This is a genomic window from Planktosalinus lacus (assembly GCF_014640155.1).
GTDB lineage: Bacteria > Bacteroidota > Bacteroidia > Flavobacteriales > Flavobacteriaceae > Planktosalinus > Planktosalinus lacus.
The window spans coordinates 144365-166305 of record NZ_BMGK01000003.1 but is presented as its reverse complement, the minus strand read 5'-3'; the positions used below and the strand labels follow the sequence as shown (position 1 = coordinate 166305).

General features: G+C 36.1%; 17 protein-coding genes and 2 tRNA genes. 6 read left to right on the top strand and 13 right to left on the bottom strand.

The window, feature by feature from the left end; genetic code table 11:
• Positions 1-175 precede the first annotated feature (175 nt).
• Positions 176-1840, top strand: a complete 1665-nt coding sequence (gene gldJ, locus IEV69_RS04490) for a gliding motility lipoprotein GldJ (protein ID WP_229741328.1) — start codon at positions 176-178, stop codon at positions 1838-1840.
• 60 nt (positions 1841-1900) lie between these two features.
• Positions 1901-3181 (top strand): UDP-N-acetylmuramoyl-tripeptide--D-alanyl-D-alanine ligase, encoded by a 1281-nt coding sequence (locus IEV69_RS04485; protein ID WP_188439884.1) that lies wholly within the window; start codon positions 1901-1903, stop codon positions 3179-3181.
• A gap of 149 nt (positions 3182-3330) precedes the next feature.
• Here the strand turns inward: IEV69_RS04485 and IEV69_RS04480 are convergent.
• The 9 genes from IEV69_RS04480 to IEV69_RS04440 all read right to left on the bottom strand — a co-directional run bounded on the left by IEV69_RS04480 (position 3331) and on the right by IEV69_RS04440 (position 11821).
• A tRNA-Val gene (locus IEV69_RS04480) sits at positions 3331-3405 on the bottom strand.
• A gap of 121 nt (positions 3406-3526) precedes the next feature.
• Positions 3527-3601 (bottom strand) — tRNA-Val (locus IEV69_RS04475).
• 68 nt (positions 3602-3669) lie between these two features.
• Positions 3670-4890, bottom strand: a complete 1221-nt coding sequence (locus tag IEV69_RS04470) for a bifunctional folylpolyglutamate synthase/dihydrofolate synthase (RefSeq protein WP_188440233.1) — start codon at positions 4888-4890, stop codon at positions 3670-3672.
• Positions 4891-4902: 12 nt separating this feature from the next.
• Positions 4903-7389, bottom strand: coding sequence for a T9SS type A sorting domain-containing protein (locus tag IEV69_RS04465; RefSeq protein ID WP_188439882.1), 2487 nt, complete (start codon positions 7387-7389; stop codon positions 4903-4905).
• A 54-nt stretch (positions 7390-7443) separates the two neighbouring features.
• Positions 7444-8256 carry an energy transducer TonB gene (locus IEV69_RS04460; protein WP_188439880.1) on the bottom strand — a complete coding sequence of 271 codons (813 nt, stop codon included), beginning with the start codon at positions 8254-8256 and terminating at the stop codon, positions 7444-7446.
• Positions 8257-8268: 12 nt separating this feature from the next.
• Entirely contained in the window at positions 8269-8661 is a 393-nt protein-coding gene (locus IEV69_RS04455) for an ExbD/TolR family protein (protein ID WP_188439879.1), read from the bottom strand.
• A gap of 1 nt (position 8662) precedes the next feature.
• Positions 8663-9364, bottom strand: coding sequence for a MotA/TolQ/ExbB proton channel family protein (locus tag IEV69_RS04450; RefSeq protein WP_188439877.1), 702 nt, complete (start codon positions 9362-9364; stop codon positions 8663-8665).
• A gap of 55 nt (positions 9365-9419) precedes the next feature.
• Entirely contained in the window at positions 9420-10646 is a 1227-nt protein-coding gene (locus tag IEV69_RS04445; RefSeq protein WP_188439876.1) for a Glu/Leu/Phe/Val dehydrogenase dimerization domain-containing protein, read from the bottom strand.
• Positions 10647-10750: 104 nt separating this feature from the next.
• A complete protein-coding gene (locus IEV69_RS04440) occupies positions 10751-11821 on the bottom strand; it encodes an anhydro-N-acetylmuramic acid kinase (RefSeq protein WP_188439874.1) in 1071 nt (356 codons plus the stop codon).
• An 89-nt stretch (positions 11822-11910) separates the two neighbouring features.
• Here IEV69_RS04440 and IEV69_RS04435 point away from each other — a divergent pair, with 89 nt between their 5' ends.
• Positions 11911-13053 carry an acyl-CoA dehydrogenase gene (locus tag IEV69_RS04435; protein WP_188439872.1) on the top strand — a complete coding sequence of 381 codons (1143 nt, stop codon included), beginning with the start codon at positions 11911-11913 and terminating at the stop codon, positions 13051-13053.
• Positions 13054-13138: 85 nt separating this feature from the next.
• Here IEV69_RS04435 and IEV69_RS04430 read toward each other — a convergent pair whose 3' ends face one another.
• A complete protein-coding gene (locus IEV69_RS04430) occupies positions 13139-15103 on the bottom strand; it encodes a putative porin (protein ID WP_188439870.1) in 1965 nt (654 codons plus the stop codon).
• Positions 15104-15179: 76 nt separating this feature from the next.
• Here IEV69_RS04430 and rnhB point away from each other — a divergent pair, with 76 nt between their 5' ends.
• Positions 15180-15779, top strand: coding sequence for a ribonuclease HII (gene rnhB / locus IEV69_RS04425; RefSeq protein WP_188439868.1), 600 nt, complete (start codon positions 15180-15182; stop codon positions 15777-15779).
• 73 nt (positions 15780-15852) lie between these two features.
• Entirely contained in the window at positions 15853-18321 is a 2469-nt protein-coding gene (locus IEV69_RS04420) for a hypothetical protein (RefSeq protein ID WP_188439866.1), read from the top strand.
• A gap of 21 nt (positions 18322-18342) precedes the next feature.
• On the opposite strand, the gene lipB is transcribed toward IEV69_RS04420, so the two are convergent.
• The 3 genes from lipB to IEV69_RS04405 form a co-directional block, all read right to left on the bottom strand.
• Positions 18343-19041, bottom strand: a complete 699-nt coding sequence (lipB, locus tag IEV69_RS04415; RefSeq protein WP_188439864.1) for a lipoyl(octanoyl) transferase LipB — start codon at positions 19039-19041, stop codon at positions 18343-18345.
• Positions 19042-19114: 73 nt separating this feature from the next.
• Positions 19115-19858 carry a hypothetical protein gene (locus IEV69_RS04410; protein WP_188439862.1) on the bottom strand — a complete coding sequence of 248 codons (744 nt, stop codon included), beginning with the start codon at positions 19856-19858 and terminating at the stop codon, positions 19115-19117.
• A 4-nt stretch (positions 19859-19862) separates the two neighbouring features.
• The gene (locus IEV69_RS04405) at positions 19863-20021 is read right to left on the bottom strand and encodes a YqaE/Pmp3 family membrane protein (protein WP_188439860.1); all 159 of its coding nucleotides are present in this window, start codon (positions 20019-20021) and stop codon (positions 19863-19865) included.
• 144 nt (positions 20022-20165) lie between these two features.
• On the opposite strand from IEV69_RS04405, the gene lysS reads away from it, so the two are divergent.
• Positions 20166-21851 (top strand): lysine--tRNA ligase, encoded by a 1686-nt coding sequence (gene lysS / locus IEV69_RS04400; RefSeq protein WP_188439859.1) that lies wholly within the window; start codon positions 20166-20168, stop codon positions 21849-21851.
• Positions 21852-21941: the final 90 nt, after the last annotated feature.

The window sequence follows — 21941 nt, the reverse complement described above, 5'->3', positions numbered from 1 at the left end:
TTATTCCTGAAAATAAAAAAACTTACATCTGAATAATAATATTAAAAATATGCGTTAAATATAGGCTTTAGCAGACAAAAAGGGCTGCTATATTTAAATATTAAAATATTATTGAAATTTTATCGTTAATTACTATATTGCGAACCCAATTTTTTTCTTAATTGAAGCCATGAATATGCAAAAAACAACAGTAATAAATTTACTTATAGTAGCTGCTTTCAGCACTGTGTTTTTCAGTTGTAACAAATCCAGAGACTACAAAAGTAGCTCCAGAGCCACCGGTTGGAATTTAAATGACAAAGACGGTGGATTTCAATACAACCCCAAAGCCAAAGAGCAAGAAACCGGTCCAGGGCTTGTTTTTGTTGAAGGAGGTACATTTACGATGGGTAAAGTTCAAGATGACCCTATGCGTGATTGGAACAACACACCTACTCAACAACACGTTCAGTCATTTTATATGGATGAAACAGAAGTTACAAACCTGATGTATCTTGAATACCTTGATTGGACCAAAAAAGTATATCCACCAGAAAACGAAAATTATAAATTAATTTATCAAGGAGCACTTCCTGATACTTTGGTTTGGAGAAATCGTTTAGGTTTCAATGAAACAATGACCAACAATTACCTAAGACACCCTGCTTATGGAGATTATCCTGTAGTTGGAGTAAGTTGGATTCAAGCGGTTGAATTTTCAAAATGGAGAACCGATAGAGTAAATGAATTAATTCTTGAAAGTGAAGGTTACACTAAAAGAGGTGCGCGACTCACAGATGTTGATGCTTCAACAACTTTCAACACACAAACCTATTTAAATTCACCAACAGAAGCTTATGGTGGTAATATGGAAATTACCCAAGGAGGTAAAACTTCTGAAAGACTTGTAGACAGAGATAGTACACACCTTTTTGTACAGCTTACTGATGGTTTGCTTCTTCCCGATTACAGACTACCCACAGAAGCTGAATGGGAATATGCTGCTCTAGGTTTAGGAAGTTTAAGAAGTTATAATGTTTACCGGGGAAAGAAAAAATATCCCTGGGATGGTCAGTACACTCGCTCCGGTGACAGAAAAACCCGTGGTGACCAAATGGCAAACTTCAAACAAGGCGATGGTGATTATGGTGGTATAGCAGGATGGAGTGATGATGGTGCAGATATTACTGCTCCTGTAAAATCATTTGATCCTAATGATTTTGGTTTATATGATATGGCTGGTAACGTTGCCGAATGGGTGGCCGATGTTTACAGACCAATCGTTGACGATCAGTTTAACGACTTTAACTATTTTAGAGGGAATGTTTATACCAAAAACTCCATTGGTGAGGACGGTAAAATTGAATTGGTCACAACTGAATCCATTGTGTACGACACTTTAAGCAACGGTAAAATCCTAGCCAGAAACCTTCCGGGAGAAATTTTACAAGTCCCTGTTGATGACAATGAAACCTATCTAAGAACCCAATTTTCGCAAAGTGATAACAGAAACTATAGAGATGGTGACAAGCGTTCAACAAGAAACTTTCAGGCTTTCAATGAAGAATTAGAAGAGGATGAATCATCTACCAGATTGATGTACAACTCACCAAAACACAGTGTAGAATCAGGTGAAGAAGGTCTTGAAAGACAGTATGACCAAGAAAATACCAGAACTACATTGATCAATGATGAAGTTAGAGTTTTTAAAGGAGGTTCCTGGAGAGATAGAAATTACTGGTTAGACCCAGCACAACGTCGCTACTTCCCACAAGATATGGCAACAGACTATATTGGGTTTAGAAACGCAATGTCACGCGTTGGTTCTAAATCTAAAAAAGGAAAAAGTGCAAGAAATTAAAATCTTAAAAATATAAAGATAACAGCCCCGTAATTCGGGGCTTTTTTTTACCTTTATTTTATGACTATTAATCAACTTCATTCCCTTTATTTAAAGTCTTCAGGAATAAGCACTGACACTCGAAAAATTCAGAAAAACAATCTCTTTTTTGCTCTAAAAGGAGATAATTTTGACGGTAACAGTTATGCTGAAGAAGCAATCAGATTAGGAGCGAGTTATTCAGTTATTGACAATGAAGATTTTCATGTCCTAAATGGAAAAACAATCTTAGTCAATGATGTTCTTGTTACACTTCAAAAGCTAGCAAATTTTCATAGAAGCAATTTAGCTATACCCATTATTGCTCTAACCGGAAGTAACGGAAAGACTACAACCAAAGAGCTTATTAATGCTGTATTGAAACAAAAATTCAACGTTATAGCTACTTCAGGAAACCTAAACAACCATATTGGTGTCCCGCTAACGCTGTTATCTATGGATAAATCCACTGAATTTGGTATTGTTGAAATGGGCGCTAATCATCAGGGGGAAATTGCTCAATTGTGTAAAATAGCACAACCCGATTTTGGGTATATTACAAATTTTGGCAAAGCCCATCTTGAAGGTTTTGGAAGTTTGGAAGGTGTTATAAAAGGAAAAAGTGAATTGTATGATTACTTAAGAAGCAATGAAAAGTTTGTTTTCGTAAACAGGGAAGACAAAACCCAAATTGAAAAAACCAAGGATATTAAACAATTCTCATTTGGCGTGCTAGACTCAAAAAGTGATGTTGAAATAGAATTGTTAGAGACTGACCCTTTTGTGAGAATTAATTTTTCAAATACTGAAATATCAACCAGCCTCATTGGCAACTATAATTTTTCAAATATTTGTGCTGCTGTTGCAATAGGTCATTATTTTAAAATTCCATTACAGTCAATCAAGCAGGGAATTGAAGGTTACATCCCCGAAAATAACCGCTCTCAATTAATTTCTAAAGGTTCTAATAAAATTATTTTAGATGCCTATAATGCAAACCCTACAAGTTTAAAAGCCGCTATCGAAACATTTCACACCTTGAAATCAAACAATAAAATTCTTATTTTAGGTGATATGTTTGAATTGGGAAATGATTCTGAAGCTGAACACCAAAACATTGTTGATTTGATTGAACAGTTAAACTTCAAGGCTGTTTACTTAACGGGAAAAAACTTTTCGAAAACAACTAGCCCACATACTTTAAGGTTTGAAAGTTTTGAGAGCTTGAAAGAGTTTTTAAAACAAAATCCAATTAACAACGCTCACATTCTTTTAAAAGGATCACGGGGAATGGCTCTGGAACGGGTTTTGGAATACCTATAGGGTGAAATCCAGTTTAAACCCTCGCAGGTAAATACAAAATCTATGCACTGGCGTGCATCCTTTTTTTATTCCCTCCAAACTTGAAACTAGCGTTTCAGTTTTACGGGAATAAAAAAATCTATGCTCACACATAGATTTTCTGCTTAATGTGGGTCATACTGGATTCGAACCAGTGACTTCTACCCTGTCAAGGTAACACTCTGAACCAACTGAGTTAATGACCCTTTTTCAATAAATAAATATATACTTTTATCTTGAACTCACAAATAGCTCTCCACAGTTTTCGTTCAATTTTAAAGTTAATAAAAAACCCGAATGTTTTCACAATCGGGTTTTTACTTGTTGTGGGCGCGAAGGGATTCGAACCCCTGACCCCTTGGGTGTAAACCAAGTGCTCTGAACCAACTGAGCTACGCGCCCGCTCTTTGTTTAAGCGGTTGCAAATATAGACCACTTTTTTAATTCGCACAACATATTTTTAAAAAATATTAAATTATTTCTGCAACCACAAAAGTGCTCCCGCCAATAAAGATTAAATCATCAGTAGAAGCATTTTCCAATGCATTTTCAAAAGCTTCTTTTACAGAATTATATATTTTTCCCTTTAAACCAAACTTTTGGGCTTCATTTCTCAATTGCCCTGCATCAAGTCCTCTGGGGATTTCAGGTTTACAGAAATAATAACTTGCCTCCTTAGGAAAAAGTGGAAGAATATTGGAGATGTCTTTATCTGAAACAACGCCCAGTACAATGTGTAGCTTATTAAATTTTTGCTCTGTAATTTGATTCAACACAAAACTCAACCCTTCTTTATTATGTGCCGTGTCACAAATAACCTTTGGTTTATTTCTTAACTCCTGCCACCTTCCCAAAAGGCCGGTATTTTTTACAACATTTAACAGTCCCTTTTTTATGTGTTTCTCAGAAATATTAAATATTTTTTTTTGTTTTAAAACACCTAAAGATGCGACTACTGTTTTTTTATTTTTAATTTGATAATTCCCTTTTAAGTCGGACAAGTATTCTTTAGTTTGAACGCTTTCTGCATAATAAAGTTCTGCATTGTTATTTTTTGAAATACTTTCAAAGATGGTTTTCGTTTCCGGAATTACTTCTCCAACAACAACAGGAATTCCTGGTTTAATAATTCCCCCTTTTTCTGTTGCAATTTCAGCATAAGTAGTTCCTAAAAAAGCGGTGTGATCTTTACCGATATTTGTAATGACCGACAACAAAGGAGTGATTATATTAGTACTGTCAAGTCGTCCACCCATACCTACCTCCACAACGGCCACATCAACTTTTTCTTCACTAAAAAACTCGAATGCAAGGCCAACTGTCATTTCAAAAAATGAAAGTGAATGTTCTTCAAAAAATCTTTTGTGCTCAGCAATGAACGAAGACACCTTTTTTTTAGGAATCATCTTTCCATTAATTTTAATTCGCTCTCTGAAGTCTTTTAGATGAGGGGAAGTATACAGACCGACTGTATAACCGGCTTCCTGTAAAACTGAAGCCAGCATATGACTTACTGAACCTTTTCCGTTAGTTCCGGCTATGTGAATGCTTTTAAAGTTGTGGTGTGGCTTTCCTAAATGGTTTGCAAGTAAAATGGTATTGCTCAAATCTTTTTTATAAGCGATACCTCCCACACGCTGATACATAGGCAATTGGGCAAACAACCAATTTAAAGTTTCCTGATAGTTAATAAGCAGTAGATTTTAATAAACGATTACTTTTTTGGTAATTTCATTTTGATCTGCAACTATTTTAATTAAATAGGTTGCTTTAGATAAGGCACTCATATCTAGACTTATACTCTGAATGTTTTTGAAATTTTTAGTTTTCACAGTTCGACCCAAATTGTCAACTATAAAAATTTTAATATTTTGAAAACGATTGTCAAGCTTAATATTCAAATTATCCTTAGTGGGATTTGGAAAAAGTTTCACATTAAAATCTTGGTTTTGTGATTGAACTCTTAAAATATCACCAGATATATTCATTTTATAGCTTGACCTTCCGTATGTAGCTGCATACAGTGTTTCTGTAGGCTCGTGAAGGTGTATATCTGTCACAACAACAGATGGTAAATTATCTCCAAGAATGTCCCAGTTTACACCCTCATCTGCTGAAGCCAAAACTCCAATATCTGTGGCCAGAAATAGGTTACCATAAATGTCTTTAGCAATCGAATTTACTGGCATATCCGGTAAATCTCCTGAAATATTTGTCCAGGTTGCTCCATTATCTGAAGTTTTGTAAACATGACCATTATTTTCACCATACCGATACCCCGAAAAGGTAACATAAAATGAATCTACATCTTCTCTGTCTGTGAGTACTTTTGTCACCCATCTGTTAGGCAAATCATCAGAAACTTTTGTCCATTCTGTTCCTCCATTTTGAGTAATCCACACATTACCGTCATCTGTACCAACAACTATTTTTTGACTATCCAGTGGAGAAACACTTATTGAAATTATGGTTCCATAAACCAGATTTCCCTGGTGTGGTCCGTTTGATAAATCCGGACTGATGGATGTCCAGCTTACAGCTGCATTTACAGACTTATAAAGTCGGTTTGCACCATAATAAAGTGTTTGTGAGTCTGCCGGGTCTAATGCAATGGGAGTGTCCCAGTTTTTTCTATCTGCTCCTGAAATTCCTGAAGTTACTCCTGAAAAACTAGTTCCATTATTAACAGATTTCATCAAATTACCATATTGTGATAAAGCATAGATGACATTGGTATTTGTTGGGTCAACCAAAGGTTGAAACCCATCACCACCTGTAATGATTGCCCAGTCATTTAATCCTCCTGTTGTAGTTCTCATTGTACTGTTATCTTGTGCACCACCATAAATTTTGTTGGGGTTTTGAAAATCAACGTGAAAACGATAAAATTGTGTGATAGGTAAAGTAAGGTCTTTAACAGAAGAGACCCCATCGTTATTACTTTTATAAAATCCACCATCGTTTCCTAATAATACCTGTCCGGGCAATGAAGGATTGAATGCTAATGCGTGTTGATCGACGTGAACATTGGAAAATGAATTGAACCAACTTGTTCCACCATTTGTAGACTTTTGAACATTCAGACCCAAATAGTAAATAATATCTTCATCTGACGGGTCTACAAAAATACCTTCAAACCACCAGTGAAAACCAACATTAATTAATTGATTAGAATTTACGGCTGTCCAGGAATCCCCACCATTAATTGTTTTGTAAACTCCCTGAACATTCCCAACGGCATCAGCATACATGGCATAGAGCACATTTGGATTTGATTTTGAAATATCAATACTTATACGTCCTTTTTGGGAAGGTGAAACGGGCAAACCATTTGTTAGGATTGTCCAATTATCTCCTCCATCTGTAGTTTTGTAAATTCGTGAAGTTTCACCACCATACTGTCTGTCATTTGGCCGTCTTGTTCTTTCCCAACTTGTCGCATAAACTATGTCACCATTTGTGGGGTGTATCGTCATATCAATGACCCCTGTGGAATCGCTAACAAACAAAACCTGTTCCCAATCCTCTCCTCCATTTGTTGTTCTGTAAACTCCTCTGTTTGTATCCTTTCTGAAAAGTGCCCCCATAGCTGCAACATAAACCCTATTGTCATTGTTGGGATCCATTTTCACTTTTCCAATGCTGCCCACTTCGTTAAGACCTTTATTTTCCCAGCTTAAGCCCCCATCGGTACTTTTGTAAACTCCATCACCATCGTAAGCCAGAGAGCCTCCTCCTGCATTGGGTTCTCCGGTTCCTGCCCAAACCAACTCAGGGTTGTTTTGAGAAAGTTCGATATCTCCTATTGATAGAAAAGGCTGGTCATCAAAAATTGGTATCCAATTGTCACCTGCATCAGTTGTTTTGAAAATACCTCCACTTGCTGCACCCACATAGTAAGTATCCTGATTATCCGGAGCAACTTCTATATCTGTAATTCTACCACCAATATTTTCTGGTCCCGAAAATTCCCATGATGGGTTTAAATTTTTATTTGAAATCTTTTGATTTCTCCAAAGTTTTGCTTCCTCATAAGCCCCCTGTTTTATATGGTCTAACGGGAAAGCTCGTTGCATAAATAAAATGTCTTTTGGCAACTTTTTACGAATGGGGGTTTCTTCATTGGATTCTGAAAAATTACACCCTGCAAATGAAATCAAAAGAAAAGTCAATAGAAATACTCTGAACATAGCTTCAATTTTAAGCTATAAAGATACTTAATTTAAAAAGGGAAGGATAAAAATTTATTCAGACAAAGAAAACCGATAAATTATTCTACCCAATTGACGAGCAGGTGCTTTTGGATCACTATTGAATTTAGTTTGCAAGGCGGCCTGACGCGCTGGGTCTAATAGACATTTTGAATTATTTGTAGTTCCCCTCACTCCGGGAATTGCTTTAACAACATTGCCCTCTCTGTCCACATCAATATCAACTACAACAATTCCTTCCTGATTACAGTCTTGAACTATAACTTTCTTAACCAATGCTTTTCTTCCACCAAGCAGGTAGTTTCCATCACCATCCAGTCCTTTACCTATCCCGTAGTAATTACTTGCATTGGGGTCACCATCGGGGTTGCCTTTATCCCCTGCTTGTGTATCGTTACCTTCGCCACTTTGATCTGTTCCTTCTTGTTTAGGGGCATTCAGGATACTCGAAAGTGCATCAGTTGTAGACTGGTCGGGTTTAGGGTCGACTTTAACTTCTTCCTTAGGCACTTCTTTTACCGGAGTGGTAACAGGATTTGGCTCTTCTTCCTTTTGAATCACGGGTGCTTCTTCAATTTCCTGCGTTACCACTTCTTCCTCTACAACAGGCTCTGGGGTTGATTCTGTTTGTTGTTGTGTTTGTGAGGGTGATGTCTGTACTTGTTCCACAGGTTGGTTTTCACCACTTCCAAAATCGGTTGTGCCAAAATTTACTGCAATACCTTGTTCAATTGGCGGGTCAAAATATTTCAAGCCAAAAAGAAACAATAAAATAAGTATCACCACGTGAATTACCACTGTAATCGTGAAACTTTTCCGCTCTTCTTTGGTTTTTAAAAGACTCAAAATATTTAATTTTTAGTTTGGCTTTACAGCTAAAACAATTTTATATCTGTTTCGGTTTGCAATATCCATGATTTTAACAGCGTGTTGAATGGGCACTCCTTCTTCTGCTCTTAAAATAATAGTGGGATCAGATTGACCTTGCAAGGCTGTTTTGATTGCATTTTCAACAGCACGTTCACCAACCCGATCTTTGTTGACATAATAGTCTAAATCTTTAGTGATGCTCACAGAAAGATTTTGTTGATGGGTTGTTTTACCTTTTGCTGTAGGTAATAATAAGTCAAGGGCATCTGGAGTGATAGCCGGTGATGTTAATAAGAAAAACACCAACAACAGGAAGACGATGTCTGTCATCGAACTCATACTAAATGTAGCATCTATTTTATTTCTTCCGCGTAATTTCATTTTATGAGGGCTCGTTAAGTAAGTCCAGGAATTCTACTGCACTGGATTCCATTGAGTGTACAACTTTGTCAGTTCTCACAACAACGTGATTGTATGCCATGTATGCAATAATTCCGACAATTAAACCTGCAACCGTGGTAGTCATCGCTGTATAAATACCTTCTGCCAGCTGGCCCATTTCGGCTTGACCACTACTTGTTGCCAATTGGTGAAATGCCAAAACCATACCAATTACCGTTCCCAGAAACCCAATCATTGGGGCAGCTCCTGAGATGGTTGCCAAGACACTCACATTTTTCTCAAGCTTGTAAACTTCAAGTCGCCCGGCATTTTCTATGGCTGTGTTGATATCTTCTAGAGGATTCCCAATTCTTGAAATTCCTTTTGCAGTTAAACGAGCAACCGGTGAGTTATTTTGAGCACAAAGAATTTTTGCTCCTTGCAAATTTCCGGAGGCTACTTGCTCCCTGATTTGGTTCATAAAATTCTTATCAATTTTTGAAGCCGCTTTAATTGCAAAAATCCTTTCGAAATAAATATATACAGCTACAAAGAGGAGCACAAATAATATAGCAATAATAATCATTGCTCCGGGGCCACCATTCATAATTAATTCAAAAACAGATAGGGTTTTTTCAACCGATTCCGGGTCGAGTTCCTGAAGGTTTTCATCTGCGCCTTCTTGTAAAAGAGTTGTTAGCATAAGTGTGTTTTTGTTAAATATAAACGAATATTGAAGTGCAAAATTGTAAGTTGTTTTAAATAAGTTGTTTTAAAGCAATCTCAAAAGCAGTTCTGCTGATTCCGGTTTTTTTGCTGTTATTGTCAAATGTATTTTGAATTGCATTTTTTATCGTCATTGAAGTATCATTAAAAATAGCTTCATCAGTCATTTGAACACGTCGTTCCATAAAATATGCAAATACACGTGCCATTCCACAGTTTGCAATAAAGTCAGGTATTAGACTCACTTTTGAATCGGTTGCTTCCATAATGGATCCAAAGAAAATTTCTTTATCGGCAAATGGTACATTGGCACCACTTGAAATCACTTCCAGACCTGAAGAAATCATTGTGTCTATTTGATCTTGAGTCACCAATCTTGACGCCGCACAAGGAGCAAAAATTTCAGCCTGAAGATTCCATAATCTATCATTAATTTCATCAAACGGAATCATGTTGTTTGAAACCAACGTATTTCCATCCTTATTAAGAAAGAGTTGTTTGATTTCTTCAAAAGTAAACCCATCTTCATTAATGACTCCTCCAACTCTATCAATAATACCAACAATTTTGGCTCCCATTTGTGCTAAATAAAAAGCTGCTGCTGAACCAACATTCCCAAAACCCTGAACGATGGCGCGTTTACCTTTTACGTTTCCACCATAAATATCATAAAAATGGCGTGCAGCTTCTGCAACGCCATAACCGGTAATCATATCGGCGACTGTATATTTTCTTGTAACATCAGGAGAGTAATGATCGTTTTCCAAAACTTTGATCACACCTTGTCTCAATTGGCCAATTCGGTTGATTTTATCTGCTTCTGTGGGTTGAAAATGACCTGAAAAAACTCCTTCCTGTGGATGCCATACACCACAATTTTCAGTAATGGGGATAACCTCGTGAATTTCATCAACATTCAAATCACCACCGGTACCATAGTAGGCTTTTAAAAGTGGAGAAACCGCATTATACCATCTTTCAAGAACTCCTTTTTTTCTTGGATCGTTTGGATCAAAGTTGATACCTGATTTTGCCCCGCCTATTGGCGGACCAGAAACAGTAAACTTTACTTCCATTGTTTTTGCCAGCGATAGCACTTCATTTTGATCCAATCCCACGCGCATACGAGTTCCTCCACCGGCAGCACCTCCTCTTAATGAGTTGATAACAGTCCAGCCTTCAGCTTCAGTTTCGGGATCATTCCAGTGAAAAACAATTTCGGGTTCTTTATTTTCAAATTTTTGAAGTAATTCTTTCATTTAAAAAATTATATAAAGTCTTTTGATTACATATTAATTTCGCATCACAAATATATAAACTTATTATGGTTTAGGGTGCTTAGGAAAAGAAATAAACAGCTTTTTCAAACTTGAAAAATAACCCCCGATGAATGGTCACTTTTAGCTCCCGTTACACTTGCCAAACAATTAATTTCACCACGCAATTTCAAGACACCTAACAAGCCGAAAACCAGGGCTTCCTTATATTCAATTACTTCTTTTGAAGGGAGAATTAGATTCAGATTTTTGTGGCTTTTAAGCCTCCTCAAGAGGTAAGAATTATAAGCGCCACCACCGGTTACCAGCACTGATGCATTTTGGATGAATATATTTGCCAGTTGGATGGCGATGTGTTCAGTAAATGTATGCAAGATGTCTTCTGTGCGTTCATTGATTTTTTCCAAAAGGGGAAAAATATGTGTTTGCACCCATTCCAAACCCAGGGACTTTGGAGGCGAAAGCTTGTAAAACTCTAAGGCATTAAGTTTTTGCAATAGCCCGGGTATCAAGATTCCCTTTTCTGCCAGCTTGCCTCCTTCATCAAATGGAACGCCCAAACGTTCTGCCAGCATATTCAAAACAATGTTCACAGGGCATATATCAAAGGCAATTCTATGCTTATTTTCTTTAAAAGAAACATTCGCAAATCCGCCCATGTTAAGGCAGTAATCATATTCTTGGAAAAGTAATTGATCACCAACAGGAACCAATGGTGCTCCTTGTCCGCCCAGCAACACATCTTGAACTCTAAAGTCACAAATTATAGTCTGTTGTGTTAATATTGCCAGTTTTGGTATATTTCCTATTTGCAAGGTAATTCCCTTTTCAGGTTGATGCAAAACAGTATGGCCGTGTGAACTTATAAAATCAATTCCTTGATAACCGGGAATTTCAGCTATTTTATTCAAAAACCGTTGGATTACTTCTGATAAATAAGCAGTAAAATCCTCATTCAAAGCGTTCAATTCATTTTCAGGAAGATGAATGGCTTGCTGCAATCGTGTTTTCCACTTTTCAGAATAAGGAACTGTTGTCGCATTATGAATTGTATATGACCACGACTCCTTTTTTTCGAAAGTGATATAGGCTAAATCAACCCCATCAAGCGATGTGCCGCTCATCAAACCGATAACCTTGTAGCATTCAATCTTCATTTCGGTAAAATTAACGTGAATAATTGAAAAAATGGTCCTAAAAAAGTATCTTTGTGCACCTTTTAAAAAATTTACTTAAACACCACACTATGGATTTCAATTTGACTGAAGAACATATCATGATACGCGATGCGGCGCGTGATTTTGCAAAAAACGAACTACTTCCCGGCGTAATTGAACGCGATAATAAACAAGAATTCCCTGCTGAGCAAATCAAAAAAATGGGTGATCTGGGCTTAATGGGAATGATGGTGCCACCAGAATATGGTGGAAGTGGCATGGATACTATTGCCTATGTTTTAGCAATGGAAGAAATTTCAAAAATTGATGCTTCAGCTTCTGTGGTGATGTCTGTTAATAACTCTCTGGTTTGTTATGGACTTTATGCTTTTGGTACTGAAGAGCAAAAACAAAAATATTTAGTACCTCTGGCATCTGGGCAAAAACTAGGAGCCTTTTGTCTTTCTGAGCCTGAAGCTGGAAGTGACGCCACTTCACAAAAAACAACTGCAATTGACAATGGAGACCATTATATTCTAAACGGAACAAAAAACTGGATTACCAATGGCGGAAATGCCGATTATTATCTTGTTATCGCTCAAACTGACAGAGAAAAAGGCCACAGAGGTATCAATGCTTTTATCGTTGAAAAAGGATGGGAAGGATTTGAAGTGGGTCCAAAAGAGGACAAGTTGGGTATTCGCGGAAGCGACACCCACACATTGAACTTCAACGATGTAAAAGTTCCTAAGGAAAACCGCATTGGCGAAGATGGCTTTGGGTTTAAATTTGCTATGAAAACACTTTCCGGAGGACGAATTGGTATTGCAGCGCAGGCTTTAGGTATTGCCGGCGGAGCGTATGATCTTGCCCGTGACTATTCAAAAATCAGAAAAGCATTTGGCACTGAAATCTGCAATCACCAGGCCATCGCTTTTAAACTAGCTGATATGCTTGTTGAAATTGAATGTGCCAGACACCTGGTTATGAAAGCTGCCTGGGAAAAAGATCAAGGGCTCAACTATGATATGAGTGGTGCCATGGCAAAATTAAAAGCTTCTGAGGTGGCCATGAAAGTGAGTGTGGAAGCCGTTCAAGTACATGGTGGAAACGGGTATGTAAAAGAATATCACGTGGAGCGCCTAATGCGTGATGCCAAAATCACACAAATCTATGAAGGCACCAGTGAAATCCAAAAAATTGTGATTTCGAGAGGACTTTTGAGGGATTAAATTTTGGTATTTAAAAAAATTTTAAGCGCCGATTTCCATAACTAAAACTTGGAAATTGGTGATTTTTTACTTGGGGCTTTTCAGGCTACATAAAGAAGTTCCAAACCAGCCCAAACCTGATTTTCCAATCACGATAAGGATGTCCCGGTGCAGAGAAATAGTTGTTTTGAGAAGCAAACAAAGCATTAAAATGTTCCCATTTTATATAAATTCTAGTCTGGCTTATTTTGGCATTTACAAAGAAATCCAACATAGGGAAATCACCAAATTCCTGATCATTTTGAACATAAAATTCACCTAAAACGGGGTCATATGCATTCATTTCATAAGAAGTAAAATATTTTCCGGTGAAACCGGTTTGTAAAAACAATGCATTCTTAAAAAACCGATTAGAATAATAAATACTCGCTCTACCCAGAATTTCAGGAGCTTTAAATACATCTTGCCCGTCGAGAATATTCTGGTAAGTAACCCGAGCATTCAACGAAAAATTACCGAAATCAATTTGACGGGAGGCTTCAACTTTAAGGTAATTCACTCTCCCATCATATTGAAATGGTGTTGTGGTGGTATCTGTTGCCGTTTGCGAAAAATAGGTGTAATCATCAATTCCTGTATAGCTCACTGTGGTATTGAACAACATCTTTGATTCCAAATCAAACTGAAGATGCTGGGTTTTAATGTTCTTAAAATTTGTTTGCCAGTTGTAATTTACATAATCACTCTGATATAACTGGAAGTTAAAATTTGGGGCGACAGAATTAATATGAACAGTGGCTTTGGCTTTATTGTGTTCATCAAGTTCATAAGAAGCCTGGCCAAGGATGTAATTTCCTTCAAATTCGCCTGCTATGTTCAAGGCTGCTTTACCAAACAACTCAAACCCACGATACTCTTTTTGATAGGATGCGCCCGCTTCAACAATGTTGCCTAAAATTCGGTTTGTAATCGTTTCCTCATTTAAAAATAAAACCCGGTCATACCCATAATTAAAATCTGTGTAGCCTATAAAAACATTCAATTTTCCTAAAAGATTGTTGCTGAAATCGGCAAAAATACGTGAGTAAAACTCTTCAAGGGTAACCCGGTCTTTCAGATTTTGTAACGCATAAGACGGACCAAATTCTTCAAAAGGGTTTTCCTGTGTATATTCATAAAACTTGTCTTCAAAACTTACCAGATTACCCAATTTAAGCGAAGTGTATGCTAAAGAATCTTTATAATCAATCAGTGTAAAATCATGTTCAAGGTGAAAGCGTTTTCCTTTCAGTATATTTTCAGCATCTTCAAAATTCACTTCTAGTCGTCCGCGATCATTAAAATCGGCTTCATCGTTCATAAAAAATGGAATAAAGTCTGGTTTTAAACCGCCATTTTCATTGTTAAGCAAGTCCTGAAAAACTATGTGTACCCGCAGGTTATAACGATAATTTTTAGTTCTGTAGTTTGTTGTAAAGCGAAAGTTTCCGGTGCTGGTTAGAGAGTTTTGATAATTACCGAGCGATCGCAAACCTTTATAAGCAACTGAAAAATTAAATTGCTCTGAGGTATTGATTGTAAAAAAGGCATCCAGCTGTTGTCCTTGTTCAAAAGCCGTTTTGAAATAGAGCTCTGTAAGCGGAGTAGGAACGTGAAAGTAATCAATATCTTTAATTTCCATATAATTAAAATGTCTAGCTCTAGCTCCAAGGCGTGGCTTTAATCGTATGTCATTAAAATTATAAGCAAGCGTATTGTATGGTTGCCCCACATTGGCAAAAGGCATTAACTCATAATCATCTTGCCTTAAATAATTGAATTTATATGCTTTATAAATACTCAAGGTTGTGTCTACAAAAGTAGTGTCGCGTTCATGAGAAATGATTTTGTATTCAGAAATTGAGGGTTTTTCTCCTTCAAAATTCACGTTGGTATCTGCCATATTTGGACGACCATCGTTACCCATATTAGTGGGATCAGTTTGTTGTTGAATGAAGGGTTGGTCTCTATCTTGCGAAAAAAGCACAGTCGTACTCAGAAAAAGTAATAAAAACACCAGTGTTTTTTTCATTAGAAAAGTTACGTTGACAAAGTTTCAGTTCACAAAGTTATTTATTTTAACGCAAAACCGTACTTTTAATTTTTAAATGTTACAATTAAAGCTTCATAAGGAAAAAATAGAATGTGGCACTGATGAAGCCGGAAGAGGCTGTCTTGCAGGCCCTGTAACCGCAGCAGCTGTAATCTTACCCAATAGTTTTGTTAACGAGATTTTGAATGACAGTAAACAATTAAGCCTTATAAAACGCAATCAACTCAAACAACTTGTTGAAGAAAAAGCCATAGCTTTTGCTCATTCACACGTGATGATGGATGAAATTGATAAAATAAATATTTTACAAGCATCAATCACAGCAATGCATCGTTCAATCAAACAATTAAATCCAATTCCTGAATTCATTGCTGTTGACGGAAATAAATTTAATTCATTTCAAGGAATTCCACATCAATGTGTTATTAAAGGAGATGCAAAATTTCTTCACATAGCTGCTGCTTCTGTACTTGCTAAAACTTACCGCGATGCTTTTATGGATAAAATTCATGAAGAATTCCCGATGTATAACTGGAAAAAAAACAAAGGCTATCCCACCCTTGAACACCGTGAGGCCATTAAAAAATATGGCATCACAAAATATCATAGAAAGAGTTTTAAATTATTGCCAGAGCAGCTAAAAATAAATTTTTAATAGTTGAATTGTTTTTATAATTAAATTTATCTCTCAAGCCATATCCATATATTTGCAACAAAGACATTTGTGCATGAAATATTTTGTGGCTCTATTACTCATTCTTTCAATAGTAAGTTGTAATACAGAAAAATCAAAAACAGGGATCTTAACAGATTTCGTTCCGGAGGAATCTGCTTTAATTTTAAAAAGCACCAACTTTTCAACCCTCACTTCGGATATAAAAAACAACGGTTTTTTATCTCAATTTACTTCGCATCCAGCTTATAACTATTTTGGTGAAAACCTTGAGTTTTCAAAATACCTTCATCCCATTTCTGAAGTCTTGATAAGTGTGAAAACAGAAAATGACAGCACACATCACCTTACACTTATCACAAGAGAGCACCCAGAGCTATTCAACTTAGATTCTGCTCAAAATAAAATTGTTGAGACGCTAGCTTATAATGAAATAAAATTGCAGCGAGTTACTCTTGATTCTAAAATAATTTACACTACAACTTTAGACAGTGTTTTTATTGCTGGCAGTTCGCAAGAAATTATTGAGCGTATAATAAAAAAACACAAACAACCAAAAACTAACCCTGATAATGGTTTTGAAACAATTTACAACACCCTAGGTGCAAGTGATTTTTCTGTGATGGTCAATGGTAGATTGATTCAAAAAACACTTAAAAGCAGTTTTCCAAAAATTGATCAATTGCCACACATTGCAGACTGGATTGCATTTGATTCTGAGATTCAACCCGGTCAATTAAAATTAAATGGCATTGCTATTGCACAAGATACACTTCCTCAGTTATTGAATGTTTTTAAAGGGACTCGACCACAACGAAACCTCTTAGCCATGGTGACTCCGTCCTCAGCATCAGGGTTTATTTCTGTCACTTATGATGACTTTGATATTTTAAAAAATAATCTGGCTGCTTTTCATAACACCACAGATACAATTGCTAACCATAGACCTCTTTTTAGCTCGTTAAACGAAATTGGAGTCATCTCAATTGAAGATGAAAAGGTAGTTGCGATGCACGCCATTGACGGTTCTGTCACAAAGGATTTTTTAAATCCTCTTCTAGAAGAAATAGCCGTTTATAGAGACATTCCTATTCACAAAATAAGCGATTCTGCTGTTTTTAAAAACAATTTTTCGCCATTAATTACTACCACTCCTCTTTTATCAGCACAACTGGATGACTATTTTATTTTTGCTGAAGAACAAGCCACTTTGGAAAAAATAATCACCGAATATTTTAATGAAACAACGGTGGGCAACCTTCCTTATTACAAGGAACATATGCAACATATGAGTAGTGAAAGTTCAATATTAATTGTGGCACTACTTCCAAATTTCAAAAACACTTTTGCAGATTGGGCATCAGGAAATTCTAAAGAAAAAATTCAACAATTAAAATTTGGAAGTCACAGAATGGCTGCCTTTCAATTTGTCTATGACAGTCATTTTGCACATTTTAACGGTGTCATCAAAGAAACCCAAAACCAAAGCCGCGGAACTGGAGTTTCACAATTATTTGCTATCAACTTGGAAAATGAGCTCTTGAGTAGACCTCAATTTTTCAACAATCATATCACAAAAGGTAAAGATGTCGTGGTGCAAGATGTGGCCAATGAGTTATACTTAATTTCATCAACTGGCAAGGTGCTTTGGTCAAAACAACTTGACAGCGAAATTATCGGCGATATTCAGGAAGTTGACCTTTTGAAAAACGGAAAAACACAACTTGCTTTTACAACAAAAAACACATTTTATATTCTTGACAGAAACGGAAGGGCTGTCAGTCCGTTTCCAATGAAATTCAAAGATGATATTACGCAACCTCTGTCTGTTTTTGATTATGACAACAATAGAAATTATCGGTTTATAATCATTCAGGGTGAGGAAATTTTTATGTATGACAACAAAGGAAAATCTGTAAAAGGATTTATTTTTAAAAAAGCCAATTCACCAATTCTACTTCCTCCAAAACACATTCGCATTTTAAACAAAGATTATATCATTATTGCTGAAGAAAATGGAACCATAAACATACTCCATCGCACGGGTCAACCTAGAATTAATGTTTCTCAAAAGTTTGATTTTAGCGAAAATCAAATTTATACAGAAAACAATGAGTTTGTGATACTCAATACCAATGATGAAAAAATTAGTATTGATCAAAATGGAAAAGTTTCAAAACAGAACATCAGTTCAGTTTCAAAAAATGTGTTTTGGGAAATTATTGGAAATACGAAAGTTACTCTTGACGACAACATTTTACGTATCAACAATCAAAAAATAGAACTCCCCTTTGGGTTGTATACTGCACCTAAAATTTCGGTTAGCAACCGCCGTATTTTAGTTACAATTACCGATTTACAACAACAAAGGAGCTATGCTTTTAATTCTCTTGGCGAACTGCTGAATAATTTTCCGATATATGGAACCTCGATTATGGAAATGGCAGATGCAACCAATAATGGCAAACCAAACGGTGTTGTAAAAGGTGGCGCCAAAGAAGTTGTTCTTTATGAAATTAACTAAAGCTTCAACCGAATTATCACTTTAAATCAGTTCAGCACCAAAAAGTGCAGCGAAATGTTTCAAGATTTTTTCCCTAACTTCTACTTGAGAGACTTCTTTCACACCCAATTCCACATTTAGTGAAGTAACTGCTTTTTCCTTTATACCACAGGGAATGATGTGATCAAAGTAGCCTAAATCTGCATTTACATTGAATGCAAACCCATGCATTGTAACCCATCTGCTGGTGCGCACTCCCAAAGCACAAATTTTTCGCGCAAAAGGGGTTCCTGAATCTAGCCAAACACCCGTTTGGCCAGGAGAGCGTTCAGAGTTAATTCCATATTCTTTTAATGTAAGTATAATCACTTCTTCCAATAACCGAAGGTATTTATGAATGTCTGAAAAAAAGTTTTCTAAATCTAATATCGGATAGCCAACAATCTGACCCGGACCGTGATATGTTATATCACCTCCACGGTTTATTCTATAAAAAGTAGCTTGTTTTTCTGCCAGTTGTTTTTCTGAAATCAATAAATTGCTGAGATCACCACTTTTTCCAAGTGTATATACATGGGGATGTTCTACAAAAAGTAAATGATTTGGTGTATCTAACGTTGTGTTTTGATTTCGGTTATTGCTTTTTATGCTAATTATAGATTGAAAAAGAGTTTCCTGAAAGTCCCAGGTTTCTTTATAATCTTTGAGTCCTAAATTCTTTAAGATTACTTTTTTGTTCATCGCACAAAGTTACTGCACATTTAAAACTTAAGTCAAAGATTTAAAAATAATTTTAGTCTTAAAAAGTCAATCACTATTCTAAAACGACTTCAATATCCATCAAGTCAGGATTTTTAAGGAAGTCGAGGTACTCAACCTGATAAAACAAGGTTTTTCTGTCCTGACTTAAGTTAGCATCAGGTTGGGTGGTGGATTTAATTTTTGAAGGAAAGGTATAATTGAGTTTATAATGTGAGCCACTCAGCATCATTTCTATGTTTTTCAAACTATCCATTTCCTGTTGGTACAACTCTTTATCTGCAATGTAAGCATCTCTTTTGAAAACAAAATTTTCAAAACTATAAGTCACTTTTATACTTTTCTGTGAAAGAGAAGTGTTTGCTTCAGACGAAGTATTCACACCTGTTTTTCCAATCTGATTAAAAACATCAAACATATTGTTTGCTTCAGTGATAGAATTAAACTCAAGAAATACATCATAGTTTAATATTCCTTCCTCTGCATCCATTTTTATGTGAATTCCATAAGGTTCTAGTTTTTGTAGTTTTTGTTGTTGTTCTTCAGAAAGTTGTCTTATGCTGTCTTTATTTTGAGCCAAAAACTCTTTAAAATAAAAAGTCGTGTCCAGTTTATCTTCAGATTTAATATTTTCGCCCTCCTCTTTCATTGTAGATACCATTTTTATAACATCTGAGGCATCCATTTTTATGGTCATCGTTCCACTGCCATTGTTTTGTAAAACCATTGTCTCTGAAAATTCACACGAAGCAAAAACAAACAATAGTAGTATTAAACTTATAGAAAAGTACAGTTTCATGAAATTAATTTTTAGGGTTATTCAAGATAATTAACGCGGCGATAACACCGGGAATCCATCCCAAAAAAGTGAGAATTAATACAATTATAATTGAACCACAACCTTTATCTATCACTGATAATGGTGGAAATATAATAGCTAAAATAACTCTCCAAATACTCATTGTTTATAAAAAATTAAAAAAATTAGAGCTAAGCCTCTTTCAAAAATAGAATTTATAACTGATTATAAGAATACTTAACGTGCTAAATGTTACAAATATTTTTAACAAAAACGTATCTTTGCCCCTTCAAAATTAGAATTAAACATGCAACTTTCAGAACAAGAATTAGTACGCAGAGAAAAACTCACTCAGTTGAGAGCGATGAACATCAACCCTTATCCGGCTGCATTATTTCCGGTAAATAATACTTCTAAAAAAATAAAACAAAACTTTGAAGAAGGTAAAAAGGTAATTATAGCCGGAAGGCTTATGTCAAGACGCATCCAGGGTAAGGCATCTTTTGCAGAACTTCAAGATTCTGAAGGACGCATTCAAGTGTATTTCAACCGAGACGAAATTTGCACGGGTGATGACAAAACACTCTACAACGAGGTTTATAAAAAACTATTAGACATTGGTGATTTTATAGGTATTGAAGGAGAGCTATTCAATACTCAGGTTGGGGAAAAAACCGTGATGGTTAAAAAATTCACTTTATTGAGCAAATCGTTAAAACCCTTGCCCCTTCCAAAAACCGATAGTGAAGGCAATACTTACGATGAGTTTAACGACCCAGAAATGCGTTACCGCCAACGTTATGCCGATTTGGTTGTTAATCCGTACGTAAAGGACGTATTCGTTAAACGCACTAAGCTCTTTAACGCCATGCGTACCTTTTTCAACGAACGTAACTATTTTGAAGTTGAGACACCTATTTTGCAACCCATCCCCGGTGGTGCAGCGGCAAAACCTTTTGTAACTCACCACAATGCACTTGACATTCCACTTTATTTGAGAATTGCCAACGAGTTGTATCTAAAAAGGCTCATAGTTGGAGGTTTTGACGGTGTCTATGAATTTTCTAAAAACTTTAGAAATGAAGGCATGGATCGCACCCACAATCCTGAATTTACTGCCATGGAAATCTATGTAGCATACAAAGACTACAACTGGATGATGGATTTTACCGAACAATTGCTTGAATATTGTGCCATAGCAGTAAACGGAACAACAAAAGCTACATATACCTCACACGAAATTGATTTTAAAGCACCCTATCCAAGGGTCTCAATGACCGATGCAATCAAAAACTTCACCGGTTTTGACATTAGTGGTAAAACTGAAGAAGAGCTTCGTGGGGCTGCAATCAAAATGGGAGTTAAGGTTGATAAAACCATGGGGAAAGGTAAAATTATTGATGAAATTTTCGGTGAAAAGTGTGAAGGTAATTTCATTCAGCCTACATTCATTACAGACTACCCAAAAGAAATGAGTCCGCTTTGTAAAGAACACCGTGACAATCCGGAACTTACTGAACGATTTGAATTAATGGTATGCGGCAAAGAAATCGCCAACGCATATACAGAGTTGAATGACCCCATCGATCAGTTACAACGATTTGAAGAGCAACTAAGCTTAAGCGAAAAAGGAGACGATGAAGCCATGTTTATTGATAAAGATTTTGTGAGAGCATTGGAATATGGGATGCCTCCTACCTCGGGTCTCGGAATTGGAATGGACAGACTCGTGATGTTTTTAACAAACAATCCGTCAATACAAGAAGTACTATTCTTCCCACAAATGAAACCTGAACGAAAAATAGAACTTTCTGAAGATGAAAAACTGGTGCTTTCAATTCTGAAACCCAACCAAAAAATGGATTTAGAAGAGCTTAAAATTCAAACAGAACTCTCAAACAAGAAATGGGATAAAGCCATCAAAGGCCTTACTTCAAAAAAAGTGGCTAAAGTTGAAAAAAACAATGAAGGTCTGTTTGTAGAAATAAATTAATCAAAAATAACACATCTCATCTTGAAATTGAAAGAGGATCCTTATAAGGGTTCTCTTTTTTATTATAAATATATCATAAAATTGCACTAT

Coding starts and splice junctions, on each gene's coding strand:
- IEV69_RS04410 (WP_188439862.1), bottom strand. CDS start 19,858: ATGAAACTGTACTTTTCTATAAGTTTAATACTACTATTGTTTGTTTTT.
- IEV69_RS04430 (WP_188439870.1), bottom strand. CDS start 15,103: ATGAAAAAAACACTGGTGTTTTTATTACTTTTTCTGAGTACGACTGTG.
- IEV69_RS04405 (WP_188439860.1), bottom strand. CDS start 20,021: ATGAGTATTTGGAGAGTTATTTTAGCTATTATATTTCCACCATTATCA.
- IEV69_RS04445 (WP_188439876.1), bottom strand. CDS start 10,646: ATGAAAGAATTACTTCAAAAATTTGAAAATAAAGAACCCGAAATTGTT.
- gldJ (WP_229741328.1), top strand. CDS start 176: ATGCAAAAAACAACAGTAATAAATTTACTTATAGTAGCTGCTTTCAGC.
- IEV69_RS04420 (WP_188439866.1), top strand. CDS start 15,853: ATGAAATATTTTGTGGCTCTATTACTCATTCTTTCAATAGTAAGTTGT.
- rnhB (WP_188439868.1), top strand. CDS start 15,180: ATGTTACAATTAAAGCTTCATAAGGAAAAAATAGAATGTGGCACTGAT.
- IEV69_RS04440 (WP_188439874.1), bottom strand. CDS start 11,821: ATGAAGATTGAATGCTACAAGGTTATCGGTTTGATGAGCGGCACATCG.
- lipB (WP_188439864.1), bottom strand. CDS start 19,041: ATGAACAAAAAAGTAATCTTAAAGAATTTAGGACTCAAAGATTATAAA.
- IEV69_RS04465 (WP_188439882.1), bottom strand. CDS start 7,389: ATGTTCAGAGTATTTCTATTGACTTTTCTTTTGATTTCATTTGCAGGG.
- IEV69_RS04450 (WP_188439877.1), bottom strand. CDS start 9,364: ATGCTAACAACTCTTTTACAAGAAGGCGCAGATGAAAACCTTCAGGAA.
- IEV69_RS04435 (WP_188439872.1), top strand. CDS start 11,911: ATGGATTTCAATTTGACTGAAGAACATATCATGATACGCGATGCGGCG.
- IEV69_RS04455 (WP_188439879.1), bottom strand. CDS start 8,661: ATGAAATTACGCGGAAGAAATAAAATAGATGCTACATTTAGTATGAGT.
- lysS (WP_188439859.1), top strand. CDS start 20,166: ATGCAACTTTCAGAACAAGAATTAGTACGCAGAGAAAAACTCACTCAG.
- IEV69_RS04485 (WP_188439884.1), top strand. CDS start 1,901: ATGACTATTAATCAACTTCATTCCCTTTATTTAAAGTCTTCAGGAATA.